The following is a 13342-nucleotide window of genomic DNA, read 5'->3' on the forward strand; positions in this document are numbered from 1 at the left end:
TCTACTTCGGCGCACCACAAACGGCATTCTGGGTTGGCAAAACGACGTCTTCGACAGGCTGGACAGTGGGCGTGACAACCACATTCGGTTCCGTATGCTGGACGATTTTGCCGAAGGTCAGCTCTACGGTGCTGCTCTGGCCCGGCGCCAGGGAGACAGTCACAGTTCCCACGGGCCGATTTGCATGGCGGTGGGCTGCGAAGTTCGCTTTCTGGCCGTCCACGCGGGCAGTTTCCGCATTGGCTTGCACCGGACCGTAGGCGAGCACGTTGGTCCGGACAGTGCCAGCCGAAACCCCCAAATCGCCCCCGCCTGTTACGTAGGCCGGCAGCGACGTGGCGGCATCTGCCGGGGCGGTGTTGGTGCTGGTGATGCGGACTGTCGTCTGCTCGTACCCGTCGGCGGGACATTCCTTGACAAGTTGAACAGTTCGTTTGACGTGATAGTCCATTTTGGCGCCCGTGCCGTCGTTGAAATACACCCCGAACTGCGCGGGTGCGACGCTGGGGCCGGCAATTGATCCGCTCACCGGGTACTTGGCAAGAACTGACTGTTCCTGATCAGCACCGGACCACAGAAGAATCCGCCCCTCCGACGCCCCGCGGGAAATGCCGTCGATGAGGCCCTGGGCATCACCAGCCCCGCCAGCGGAAAGCGCGCTGAAAACTTCTTTGGCCACGCCAGCAAAGTAGGCATCCTGATACTTCGGCAAAGGGATCTTGGCGTAGACGTCCGAGAGCAGCGTGGTCACCACGTTCTTACCGGTGAGCTCTGTCGGGAGGCCCGTGCCCGCCAGTGTCAGCACTTCAGGGCCCGATAGTTTCACAGGTCCGGTCGCATCCAGGACATAGCCCAGTGCGACGGGATCCATGGAGATCACCCCGTCCACCCGTTGGCCGGTCTTCTTCTCCCACATAGCCTGCGCTGTGGTGGCGGCCGTTGGGAAGTCGGGGGTCAGATTCACGTCCTGCATGTACGTGCCGAGCTGCGTGGAGTAGATCTGCTCCTGTTCCGCTTCCACCGGGATCGCAGGTGACATGATGCCGACGTCGGTTGCGCTGCTTTGGGCGCCAAGCGTTAACTTGCCATTCTTCAGGGTGAGCACCGCCAGTGCTCCCGGAATGCCGCCCGACGCCCGGGTCTCCGCATTGTTTTGGATCATGAGGAGATAGTTTCGCTCGCCATCGGCTCCCAGCATGCCGGGGGCGATTTGGGCTGCATGACCGGCCGCGTTCAGTGCACCGGTCACTGTCCGCAGCTGCTCCCGGGCGCGCGTCAAAGGTTCAGCAACTTGGGGCCACAGGGTGCTGGCGTCGATCCTGTCCAGCCGTTCGGCGGAAGCCCTCACGGCGTGGGCACTGGCTGAAACCCTCGGGGAGGCGTTGCGGATGGGCTCCAGATCCGTTCCCGCGTAGCTGGGCATCAGGCTGTCCCAGTTGAGGGACTCGAACACCGTTACCAGAGGGGCGACACCCAGCGTGGAGACATCGTCGGCTGAACGCGCAACTTCAGCGACGGCGCTGAAATTCGCGCCCAGTCCGGGAATAGCCGTGGCCAGGATCCAGAGTGGATCCCCTGCAGCCGCGCGGGCAGCCGCTGTGTGGGAGCGAAGCTGATCAACGGTGGCGCTGGCCTCGCTCTGCTTGTTGCCAGCGATGTTCCCCTTGAGGACGGGGATGAGCTGGTTCGAGGCTTCAAGTTCGTTCTCGATAATGCTGGCCCTGGAGCCGAGCCATGCCGCCGCTGCGACGGCCAGGATGGCCACGGCGGCCAACGACGCCGAGCCGATCAGCAATCGACGGCGGCGGATACGGCGGGGGAGCGTGCGCTTGCGGCCCCGTGGTGCGGCGACGGGGTCGCCGACTTCGGGGAAGTCCGGGGTGTCAGTCATGGCCTATGGACGCCCAAGTCCGCGGTAGGTCCATCCGGCCGCGCGCCGTTTTCCGGCGTCAAGTACGTTGGAGAGCGCGGCGACCTTCCCAGAGTCGACGTCGATACCGACAACGTCATGTCCGGGTTTGGCCATGCAGGCCGCATGAACGGCGCCCAGGTAGTCGCAGCCGATTACAAATGTGCGCATAGTTTGTTCCTTGCCTATAAAGGGCGTTTGTTAGCTGGGTGGGTTAGTAAGCGCCTGCGCCGCGAAATACCGCGCGAAAGGTTTTTAGCAAGATTATGAGGTCCCCAGCCAGCGACCAGTTTTCCACGTAATACAAGTCAAGCCTGACTGAGTCCTGCCACGACAGATTTGAGCGCCCGCTGACCTGCCACAGCCCTGTGAGGCCGGGTTTTACCAGCAGCCGGCGACGTACGTCGTGCTCATAAGCTGCCACTTCAGCGGGAAGCGGCGGGCGAGGCCCGACCAAGCTCATGGAGCCAGCGCAAATGTTTAACAGCTGGGGTAGTTCGTCCAGGCTGAACTTCCTGATGAATTTCCCAACTCGGGTGACTCGAGGATCGTTCTTCATCTTGAAGAGGAGCCCGTTTCCGTCACTGTGTTGCTCCAACTCGGTCAGACGTTGTTCCGCGTCAACGACCATGGAGCGGAACTTCAGCATTTCGAAATGTCGACCTTCCATCCCAACTCGTTGTTGCTTGAATAGGGCGGGACCCCGACTTTCCGTCTTCACGAGTAGCGCTACGACTGCCATGACGGGCGAGAATAGGATGATAAGAACTGTTGAGACGATTACGTCAAACAGCCGCTTGGCCACGCCCTGGCCACCATCCAGAGTAGGTGTCGTCACATGGATTAGTGGTAACCCTGCAACCTGCTGGGTGTGAATCCGCGGCCCCGCAATGTCCGTCAGCGCTGGTGCCATGATCAATCCGATATTGCGGGACGCAAGCTCCCAACCCAGGTGGCGCAGCGTCTGAGGGTGGAGTTGGACTCCAGCGGACACGGCGACGGCGTCTGCGCCGCAGACTTCGATTGCATCGATAATGGAACGGGCATCAGGCTTGTACCCCAGTACTGGTAGCCCGGACTCCGGTTCGATGCCGGGTTCCGCGTGGGTGCCCGGCGTGTAGGCCGCAATCGGCAGGTAGCCGGCATGCCTTGCGCGTTCAAGTGAAGCTGCTAGGTGCGCGACCGAACTGGGACCGCCAAGGATGAGCAGTTGCGACATGCTGTGCCCCCGTTGGCGGTTGGTATTGAGATGCTGTCTGATCAGCCAGCGGCCTAGGAGCAGACCAACCAGCCCGGCTGGAAGCGCAACTCCAACGTATCCTCGCGCGGTGTCGATGCGCAGGACGTAGGAGACGATTGCGACAAGACCAAATAGCCATAGAGAAGCCGCAGCGACGCGCTTGTACTCATCAGGTCCGGCGCCCAAAATGCGAGTCTGTCGGCTGTTCCAAGCCGCGAGCATGATCCACCATACGACGGCCAGGGCGACCGAAAGCCAGGCATAGACGAATTCCTGGCCAGCGACAACGAAATCCGGTTCGATGCCGAAGCGGATGATGAAGGCACCTACCACGGCCCAAACCACGACAAAAGCGTCGACCACTCCCAACGCGCGAGAGGATCGCGCACGCCAGTCACTGCCCCCAGGCATCAAAATTCCCCCAATTCAAAAAGTCAGATTGTCGCGATATGACAGCAACTGCGGACGCCCTGGCCTACTGCCGAATGGAGGCGAGGTTAGCTAGATACCACTTGACTGTTGAGCGAATGCCTTCTTCGAGACCTATTGACGCTGTCCAGCCTGCCTCGGTGAGCTTGGAGACGTCGAGGAGTTTGCGGGGGGTTCCGTCGGGCTTGGAACTGTCCCATTGCATTTCGCCGTGGTAGCCGACGGCCTTGGCAACTAGTGATGCGAGTTCCTTAATGGTGACGTCGCTTCCGGTGCCGACGTTCACCTGTGACGGTCCGTCATAATGTTCCAGCAGGTGAAGACAGGCCGTGGCCATGTCGTCGACGTGGAGGAACTCCCGGCGCGGGGAACCGCTGCCCCAATTCGTCACACTGGTAGCGCCGGACCTGGCGGCTTCGTCGTAGCGGCGAATGAGTGCGGGCATGACGTGTGAACCTTCCGGCGAGAAGTTGTCGCCCGACCCGTAGAGATTGGTGGGCATCGCGGAGATCCATGGAAGGCCATACTGGCGGCGGGTCGCCTGGACATGCATGATTCCAGCAATCTTGGCGATGGCGTACGCGTCGTTAGTCGGTTCCAGGTGTCCAGTGAGGAGCGAGTCCTCCCGGATTGGCTGGTCGGCGAGCTTCGGGTAGATGCACGATGAGCCGAGGAACAAGAGTCTTTCGACACCGTGCTCGCGCGCGGCGTCAAGTACGTTGACCTGGATTCTCAAGTTGTCGCTGAGGAAGTCGACCGGCTGCGTATTGTTGGCGAGGATGCCGCCCACTTTGGCCGCGGCAAGCACTACATAGCGGGGCTTGGTCTCTGCAAAGAAAGCAAATACGTCACCGCGATTCTTCAGGTCCAGTTCCGAGGATGACCGTCCGACGAGGTTAGTGAAGCCCTCTTCCTCAAGGTTCCGCCAGATCGCGGAGCCGACGAGCCCGCGATGCCCGGCGACGTAGAACGTTGACGATCGGTCGAGTTTAGACGGAACGAAAGTGATCTCTGCGGTCACTAGTTCTTCCAGCTCTCGAGATCAACCCTGTCGATCCAGTGGTTGCCAGCGTGCCGCAAGGCTTGAATGTCCGCGTCGACCATGATGCGGGCCAACTCCGGTGTATGAACCGAGGCCTTCCAGCCGAGTTTTTCCTGGGCTTTGGAGGCGTCTCCTACAAGCGCATCGACTTCGGTCGGGCGCAGGTAGCGCTCGTCGAAGCGCACATGGTTCTCCCAATTTAGACCGGCGTGCTCGAAGGCGATCTGCAGGAAGTCACGGACGGTGTAGTTGCCGCCGGTTGCCAATACGAAGTCATCGGGCTCATCAGCCTGGAGCATGCGCCACATGCCTTCGACGTATTCAGCGGCATAGCCCCAGTCACGAACGGCGTCGAGGTTTCCCATGTAGAGCAGATCTTGTTTGCCGGCCTTGATAGCGGCTACCGCGCGGGTGATCTTGCGGGTGACAAAGGTCTCACCGCGCCGGGGTGACTCATGGTTGAAGAGGATGCCGTTGACTGCGTACATTCCGTACGCTTCACGGTAGTTCTTGGTGATCCAGTAGCTATATACTTTTGCCGCGCCGTAGGGCGAGCGGGGATAAAACGGTGTGTCCTCGTTCTGCGGCGGAGGAGTGGCTCCGAACATCTCGGACGACGAGGCCTGGTAGAACTTAGTCTCGATACCCGACATGCGGACTGCTTCGAGAAGGCGGATGGTCCCGACGCCAGTAGTGTCTGCCGTGTGCTCTGGTTCATCAAACGAGACGCGCACGTGAGACTGGGCCGCTAAGTTGTAGACCTCGTCGGGTTTGATCTCCGCCAGAAGCGTGACCAGGCGTGCCCCGTCGCTCAGATCTCCGTAGTGGAGGAACAGCTTGGCTTTCGGATCGTGCGGGTCCACGTAGAGGTGATCCACACGCGCAGTGTTGAAGGTGGAGGCGCGGCGGATGAGGCCGTGAACCTCGTAGCCCTTTGAGAGCAGAAGCTCTGCCAGATAGGAACCGTCCTGTCCAGTGATTCCAGTAATGAGTGCTCGCTTGGTCATGTGACCCCCAAAATAGTAGTGTGCGGCAAAGAAAAGAGTCGCCCAACCTATCGGTCGCGCGACGATGCCAGACTCATGATGAATTTACTATAGTGCTCAACTGCGGATGCCTCGGACAACGTTTCGTGTCTGAAGCGAAGGCCATTCTTGGCCAGGACGGCGGACCTCATCGTGTCTGTGCCCAAAGACTCCGCCATCTCTACGAGGGCCTGGGGATCGGAGGCGTCCACCCGGACGCCTCCGCCGGAATTCTCGATCTCGAATGCGGTAACGCTCCCTTCGTCTGTGGCAGCTATGACGGGAACCCCGGCGTTGAAGTATGAAGTTAGCTTGCTAGGCACAGCCATATCTTTCACGCCGGGCAACTCATTGACCAGAAGCACGTCAGCAGCGGCCAATGCGAGTTGGAACTCCGAACCGGGCAGTGGGTCCGCGAAGGTGATTCTCGAGATCCCTCTCGACGCGAGTTCAAGTTTCTTTCGCTGATTGCCATCACCCATTAGTACAAATCGGACCCGGCTTCCTTGAGCATCGGCTAGTCGGGCGGCCTCGATGACATTCTCTAGACCTTGTTTCTTGCCCATGTTCCCTGCATGCAGCACGATGATGTCTTTCCTGGTCCAGCCGAGGCGGTGCCTGGCGTCAGAGAGCCCGGTCGTCGGAGAATCAGGCAGATGGGTCCAGTTGCGAATAACCGCAACGTCGTCTGCCGCCACGCCCAATGTGTTGACGATGTGCCGCTTGAAGCGATCGTGAATTGCCGTCACCCCATCTGTCGATCGCAGAATCAGCGATTCGGCGGCCGTAGCGAAGCCTGTCATCGCGCCCCCGCCTGAGCCCGTTTCGATCACGGCACGACTATAGAGATCCTGAATCCAGATCCCTACGGGAGGTCTATTGCGCTGAAGGCGGATTCGAAGGACTGCAAGAGCACTCGAGAACAGTGCAGGGCTGACGACAAGCACGACGTCAGGCCTATACCAACGGGCGAAAATAAGGCGGACCCCGAAACTCAATTCCATGTGCAAACGGCCCCAGCCGGACGGGGTGTGAGGCACGTAGTGCCGCAGCCGCGTTAGGTGTACTCCGTTGACAGACTCGACTCGCTTCCAGCCGGAGTAGCCCTTTTTGAGGCGCCACTCGGGGTAGTGGGGATATCCGCTGATGACGTGCACGGAGTGGCCGGTAGCCACCAAACCCTCAGCGAGGCTGGTTGTGTATGGGGCGTTGCCCGTTGGCTCAGGGGCGTAGTTGAGGGCAAGAATGGTTACACGAAATTTTCGATGGGTCACAGGTGCAACAATATGGGGTGACTGCGACGATTACATTCAGAGGACAACAGTGACTACTCCACTAGATGACCGAGCCCGACGGCACCGGAGCGTGCCCGTCATTGATTTGGCACAGGCGCCGGGTGAACAGCAAGCCTGGGACCGTCCAAAAACTATCGTCTACCTTTGGGCCATTGCCGAGCTGCTCTTAGTCACCAATCCATGGCAGATCAGCTCATCTGTTCGAGTAGCCATACTGCGCAGATTTGGCGCTCGTATAGGCAATCATGTCATTTTCCGGCCACGGACAAGAGTCAAGTTTCCTTGGAAACTCACAGTGGGCGACAACGCTTGGATTGGCGAAGGGGTCTGGATTCACAACCAAGACAATGTCACACTCGGGGCCAACTCCGTGGTGTCCCAGGACGTCTTCGTGACAACGGGCTCGCATGCACATCGTCGCGACATGGCCCTCATCACAAAGCCCGTCGTTATTTGCGACGGCGCCTGGGTGACGTGTAGATGTATCGTTCTAGGGGGATCGGTTGTGGGCCGCAGCGCGGTCATCTCACCTGGCACGGTCGTCCGAGGATACATCCCCGAAAACACGGTGTGGGGGCAATCCGATGGCGGGCCCCTCGGCACCCGGTTCGACAAGAGATGAGCGGGCGCAGCAATCAGCATCACTATCGATTCGGTTGCGTAAGGGAGCACGCGTGTAACCGACGCAGCTGTAAGCCGGGTGACTAATCAGGATTTTCAAAATGTAACTGACAGTATCCGCCGGATCGGCGGAGTCACAGAAATGCGGAGGGCGAGTGTGGGTATTGCCCAGGTACTCCAGATAAACGTAAGGCTGTCCGAAGGCGGCGCAGCTGGCGTCGCTCGAAACTTAGCCCTTGAGCTCTCGACGCGAGGTATTAGATCCCCATTCGCCTACGGGTACGGCCCTCACGGTGGCACGTCGGCATTGGAATCGAGCACCGACAGTTTTCGTCTCACACCTAAGTCAATCGCAGCTGCCAACAAGCTCAGCTATTCGCTGAGGGGTAAGGAGACATCCCTAATTGCCGGTTCTTCAGCTGCACTTCTTGAGGATGCAATTAGAGCGAGTGACGTTGTGCACCTGCACGTGATTCACAGCTATTTCTTGGAGACTGACTATCTGTTCGACCTGATTGTCAAGCTACGCAAACCTCTAGTCTGGACCCTCCATGATCACTGGGCAATGACCGGTAGATGCGCACAGCCCGACGTCTGTTCGAAGTGGATGGATGGGTGTTCTGGCTGTCCCAGCTTGAGGGCCTACCCGCCGGCAAAGTTTGACCATGCGGCCCGCCGATGGGAAGAGCGGAGGGCAAGCATAGCCCGACTTCAAGACCGTGTACCCACAGCAGTTGTTCCATGCGCAGATTGGCTGGCAGTAGATGCCGAAAAGGCTGGAATGAAGAACATCCGTGTCATTAAAAACTCTGTTGACCGGGCATATTGGGATGCAACAAACTACCCAATGAATAATCCCTCGGATTTAGCTGAAAATATGCCGGCTAAGAATCTATTCATTTGTAGGGACCTCAGGGACCGAGAAAAGGTCAACTGGGAACTTCTAGAGCAGATCGCCTCTATGCCCAACCAGCGCCTAACAATTGTCGGCGATAATGCTCCAACACGAATACCAGGTGTTTCGTATGTGGCTGCCATGTCGGATCGAGTGCAGCTTGCCCGAGTCATGGGCGGTCATGACCGCCTCATCTTCACTTCGTTAGTCGACTATTATCCCCTAACGATTGCGGAGGCCGTAACAGCCGGAACCGCTGTCTTCGCTCTGAGGTCTAATGCCTCCGAGGAATTTCAAGATAATCCACTTGTAAAACTTTTTGACACGCCGACATCAATTCTTAATCAGATCCTGAAGCCTCAAAGTAAGCCGCCATCAGCAAGCGTATTAGAAACAGCAAGAAGTAATTTCGACCCGGATCGAATGGTCGATGAATATATCGATTTGTACGAGTACGTAAGCTGATTTCTGTGAGAATAAAATTAGCAGGAATGTTGGCCTTTGTATTGTTCACTTGTCAGCATCTGCAGATATTTTCTCTGATGGGTTTCCCCCTGACGCTCGGTGCTGTTTGCGGGGGTGCACTCTTGGTTCTTGTGTCAAGACCAGCTGGATTTAGCGGTTTAGTGATGGCAGTATGCTCTGTCGTATTCTTCAGTGGAATGGGGGCTCTGCTTTCTGCTGGGGATGCGGACCTCACCGAATATCTCCGAACACTGGCACTAATGATTCTTGCTGTTTCGATTGTTGCCATCGGTTGGTCGGGAGTAGACGAGGATTTCCTGCGGTCGAACGCCTTCCACGCATCGGTTGTTCTTGCATTGATAGTCGTAGTCGGTTTATCTGTCGCCCAGGTGATTCTTGGTTCAATGGGTTCACTCGCTTTGTTTAATCCTTTTGGAGATTTTCAATATCTCTACAAGTATAATCCGCATATTGAGGCTGGAGCGATCCCACGCGCTCAAGGCTTCTTTCTCGAGCCTTCGTATAACGCGTTCGTTATCTGTACTTTGGCGGTCATCCTCTATTGCATCAATAAGTCTCCCATGGCCGCTTCAGCGCTAGTTTCAATTGGGCTACTCGTTTGCCAGTCTGCAACGGGCCTCCTACTCCTAGGTGTCGTTCTACTGGTCGTCATCTTCCGTGCAAAGCCTGCGGTTGGCGCGGTTTCCGCCATCATGCTGTCCCTGGTGGCGTGGGTCTCGGGACCCTACGTGTTGATGAGACTGAATACTCTAGATCAGACCAGTACCAGTGCTAATTACAGAATAGTCGCACCGCTTAATGTCTTGTCAGATGTGTTGCTTGGTAAGCCCTTTGGTGAACCTTTGGGTTCAGTACAAAGCGTCATGGCAGGATATGGCCTTCTGAACGGCGATACGCGGGGATCTTCGCTCGATAATGGATTCTATGTGGTCGTATTCTATTTTGGATGGATTGGTTTAGCGTTCCTGTTGTTTATGTTCACTGCGATGCTGACCATATCTATTACGCGTTTCCGATCGGCCGAGGGCGTCACGTGGATTGCGCCCATCTGGTTGCTGGGATCGTTCATGTTTAGCGGGGGGATAATGCTTCCTGAATTTGCACTAATGACGTGGCTGGTAGTGGTATGTTTCCGGCATTTCGAACCCATGAAAGGTCAGCATAGTGACAACAGTTCAGACGTCTCCAAGACTTTCCATCGTAACGATAACTTACGACGATATCGGGGGCCTTATAAGAACCCTCGATTCGCTTCGTGAGTTGTTCCTTTCGTCCGATGGTTGTTTGGAGATTTTAGTTCAGAACGGTATGAGTTCAAGGGACTTTGATGAGGTTGTGAATAAGTACGGTGGTTGGGTGGATTTTATATCTGAATCTGATGGCGGTATCTACGATGCAATGAATAGGGGCCTCGCTCGAAGCAGGGGTGACTATGTTTGGTTTCTTAATGGAGGTGATACCTCCTCGATAAATCGGTGGAAAGACATGCAAGAACTCCTTTCGCTAAAGCCCGGATGGATGATTTTTGGCGGCTACTGGCTTGACTTTGGGTCGCGTCAGAAGCTTAGAGCTCCCCGAGGCGTTTCGTATCTATGGCACGCACTGCCAACCTCTCATCAGGCAATTCTCTATCCGGGTAATTGGGCGAGATCCATACTTTACGATACAGGTTATAGGGTTGCTGGAGACTACGCTTTCACCGCAAGACTCAGTAGATTGTGTGGGGCCGTGACCACCAATATGCCTTTGTCAGTGTTCAGCGTTGGTGGAACATCCCACATACACGCCAGAGTTATTGCGGAAGAGGCTGAACTTGTGCAGACACAAATTTTGGGGCATGGCAAGTTGTCTAGGTTGGCTAGCCAGATGCTGCACTCTGCTAGTCGACTACGGCGCCGGGTGCTTTTTAGCCCAAGATTTTAGATGGCCTCGGTGCGGCAAATCAGCAGTGCCTCTCGAGTCGCTGACACGCTCAACGGGGCCCTCGGACGCGGGGACTGCCCCGGTGCATCAAGGGGCTTGTATCTCTTCAAGGTTCCCGGGGAATGGTCTGCTGAGATGATTGCTCATGCGGCCATCCGGGCTGCACTCCTCAAGAGGCTACGCGATTTGTAGTTGTCCGGGTTCCGGTATTCGCGGCCGGTCCGTTTTATTCTCTATTGCGGTGTTGTTGGCCTCTACCTCCTGAACGCCGCGTACGGGTCGGTCGCGACGACCTGCACACCGAGCTGCCAAGAGCCAGTCCCCGACGCCCTTGTGGTCCCTTCCGTCCACGATGCCCAGGACCTGGCCTGTGTCCAGGTCCACGATCATGGTCCATGGCTCGTACCGGGTCCAGGCCTTCGTGGCCGGGTCCTGGAAGAACCGCACGGACCGGTAGCGGTGTTCATCCATGCCCAGCTGGACCAGCCACCACGAGATCCCGAACGCCATGGCGGTCTCGGACACGGCCCGGCCGGAGATGATGACCGCGTCCAGCACCGTGTCCCGGAGCCAGCGCGTTGACCGTGCCCGCCGCGGGACTTGCGGGGTTGCCGGCTCTTCAAGGTTCGTGGGGAATTGATTCCGTGTCGTAGCTAAAAAAAGGGGCCCTTCGCGTTTAGGCATGGTTGGTTGGTTTCGCCCGGTAGGGGCGGTGGCCGCCGGCGGCGAGTAAGCACCTGAGCCGGTAGTTGGTGAAGTTGCGGAAGCCGCGGGCGATTCTGCGGGTGGTTTCGATGACGCCGTTGATCGCTTCTGTGGGGCCGTTGGAGGCGCCGTTGGTCTCGAAGTAGGCCAGGATCGCCGACTTCCATTGTTTGAGTGTCCGGCCGAGGCGTGCGACTTCCGGGATGGGGCAGGACGGGAACGACGCGATCACCTCGGCCACGAGTGCCCGGCCTTGTTCCGGGCGGGCATGGTAGATGTTGCGCAGCTTCTGGTAGCACTGCCAGGCCAAGGTGACTTCGTTGTCCGGGTCCCCGGCGGTGAGCTTCGCGTCGAGCCGGGAAGCCTGTTTCTCGGTGAGGTGTTCGGCGCCGAGAAACAGGGTCCGGCGGATTCCGTAGAGCGGATCTCCCTTGCGGCCGCGGTGCCCCAGCGTGTCCTGCTGGACCCGGCGGCGGACCTCATCGACCATGGCGGAACCCAGTTTCACGACGTGGAAGGCATCCAGGACGGTGATGGCTTCGGGCAACTCGTCGCGGATCGCGTTGGCGTAGCCGCGGAACGGATCCAGCGCGGCGGTCTTGATTCCGGGCTCTTCAAGGTTCCCGGGGAATGGTCTGCTGAGATGGGCATTCATGCTGCCGTCCGGGCTGCACTTCTCAAGAGGATACGCGATTTGTAGTTGTCGGGGTTCCGGTATCCGCGGCCGGTGCGTTTGATGTTTTTTATTGCTGTGTTGTTGGCCTCTACCTTGGCCGTGGTGGCACCGGTGACGATGAGGACTTCGATCTCGGCCCACCAGCGGCACACGGTGCGGTAGAGCCGGTTCGCTTCGGGCAGCGCGGCCTGCGCCACCAGTTCGGCCAGGGTTGTTTTCGCGGCCGCGGCGTCGTCCAGGGAGCTTGTGCGCAGCAGGGTGCGGAGTTGTTCCTTGACCTGCCAGGCGGCCTTGAGTTTCCCGGTCGGGTCGTCGGTGGCGAAGACGCCGGCCAGGCGGTACTGCGCACGTTCGGAGAGGTTCTCTTCGGCTTTCAGCAGCAGCATCCGGTTCGCCCACGCCGGGTCCGTGGCCCTGCCCCGCCGGCTCCGCACCTGCTGGGACAGGCCCTGGCGGACCGAGGTGAGCATGTCGTTGGCCAGCATCGTCATATGGAAAAGATCCACTGAGACAGCGCTGCGCGGCAGCCACATCCGCAGGGCCTTCCTGAACGCCGCGGACGGGTCGATCGCGACGACCTGCACCCCGAGCCGCCACTGAAGCGGGCGCGCGAAGAGCCATTCCCCGACGCCCTTGTGGTCCCGTCCATCCACGATGCCCAGCACCTGGCCGGTGTCCAGGTCCACGATCGTGGTCATCCACGGCTCGTACCGGGTCCAGGCCTTCGTGGCCGGGTCCTGGAAGAACCGCACGGACCGGTAGCGGTGCTCATCGATGCCCAGCATCCGCGGCGCCAGCAGGTCCACGTCCGGCAGGCGCAGGGCGGCGTCGCCGATGGCCTGCTGGACCAGCCACCACGAGATTCCGAACGCCATGGCGGTCTCGGACACGGCCCGCCCAGAGGTGATGACCGCGTCCAGCACCGTCTCCCGGAGCCGGCGCGTCGACCGGGCCCGCCGCGGGACCTGAGGGGTCGCCTCACAGAACGTGTGTTTCGTCAACTTTAAGTCGGCCATTTCGGCGGTAAGAATCAGGCCACGTGGGCTGGGTTTCCTGCCATTTCGGCGTTGGGTCTATTTCATCAGGGCGTTTTTGA

8 protein-coding genes and 4 pseudogenes are annotated in these 13342 nt (G+C 58.6%); 3 read left to right on the forward strand and 9 right to left on the reverse strand.

What is annotated here, in order from left to right:
- Position 1 precedes the first annotated feature (1 nt).
- From ACZYX4_RS08370 to ACZYX4_RS08395, 6 genes and pseudogenes are all read right to left on the reverse strand, one after another.
- Entirely contained in the window at positions 2–1795 is a 1794-nt protein-coding gene (locus ACZYX4_RS08370) for a DUF4012 domain-containing protein (RefSeq protein ID WP_463875061.1), read from the reverse strand.
- Between the two features lie 165 nt (positions 1796–1960).
- Positions 1961–2080 (reverse strand): annotated as a pseudogene (locus tag ACZYX4_RS08375) (hypothetical protein); the annotation flags it as partial.
- Between the two features lie 43 nt (positions 2081–2123).
- A complete protein-coding gene (locus ACZYX4_RS08380) occupies positions 2124–3560 on the reverse strand; it encodes a sugar transferase (protein ID WP_463875062.1) in 1437 nt (478 codons plus the stop codon).
- 64 nt (positions 3561–3624) lie between these two features.
- Positions 3625–4599, reverse strand: coding sequence for a GDP-L-fucose synthase family protein (locus ACZYX4_RS08385; protein ID WP_463875063.1), 975 nt, complete (start codon positions 4597–4599; stop codon positions 3625–3627).
- Positions 4599–5627 carry a GDP-mannose 4,6-dehydratase gene (gene gmd, locus ACZYX4_RS08390; RefSeq protein WP_463875064.1) on the reverse strand — a complete coding sequence of 343 codons (1029 nt, stop codon included), beginning with the start codon at positions 5625–5627 and terminating at the stop codon, positions 4599–4601. Before gmd ends, ACZYX4_RS08385 begins: the two co-directional genes overlap by 1 nt.
- Positions 5628–5674: 47 nt before the next feature.
- Complete coding sequence (locus ACZYX4_RS08395) at positions 5675–6919, reverse strand: glycosyltransferase family 4 protein (RefSeq protein ID WP_463875065.1); 1245 nt, start codon at positions 6917–6919, stop codon at positions 5675–5677.
- Between the two features lie 799 nt (positions 6920–7718).
- On the opposite strand from ACZYX4_RS08395, the gene ACZYX4_RS08400 reads away from it, so the two are divergent.
- Genes ACZYX4_RS08400 through ACZYX4_RS08410 form a run of 3 tightly spaced genes read left to right on the forward strand, consistent with a single transcriptional unit; the run spans position 7719 to position 10865 of the window.
- On the forward strand, positions 7719–8921 hold the full coding sequence (locus ACZYX4_RS08400; RefSeq protein ID WP_463875066.1) for a glycosyltransferase: 1203 nt from the start codon (positions 7719–7721) through the stop codon (positions 8919–8921).
- 5 nt (positions 8922–8926) lie between these two features.
- Complete coding sequence (locus ACZYX4_RS08405; RefSeq protein ID WP_463875067.1) at positions 8927–10201, forward strand: putative colanic acid polymerase WcaD; 1275 nt, start codon at positions 8927–8929, stop codon at positions 10199–10201.
- On the forward strand, positions 10107–10865 hold the full coding sequence (locus tag ACZYX4_RS08410; protein WP_463875068.1) for a glycosyltransferase: 759 nt from the start codon (positions 10107–10109) through the stop codon (positions 10863–10865). The genes ACZYX4_RS08405 and ACZYX4_RS08410 overlap by 95 nt, the downstream gene beginning before the upstream one ends.
- Positions 10866–11122: 257 nt before the next feature.
- Here the strand turns inward: ACZYX4_RS08410 and ACZYX4_RS08415 are convergent.
- The 3 pseudogenes from ACZYX4_RS08415 to ACZYX4_RS08425 form a co-directional block, all read right to left on the reverse strand.
- Positions 11123–11474 (reverse strand): annotated as a pseudogene (locus tag ACZYX4_RS08415) (ISL3 family transposase); the annotation flags it as partial.
- Between the two features lie 67 nt (positions 11475–11541).
- Positions 11542–12177, reverse strand: a pseudogene (locus ACZYX4_RS08420) (ISL3 family transposase); the annotation flags it as partial.
- A 44-nt stretch (positions 12178–12221) separates the two neighbouring features.
- Positions 12222–13241: pseudogene (locus ACZYX4_RS08425) on the reverse strand (ISL3 family transposase); the annotation flags it as partial.
- Positions 13242–13342 lie beyond the last annotated feature (101 nt).

The sequence above is a fragment of the Pseudarthrobacter leeuwenhoeki genome (assembly GCF_055412885.1).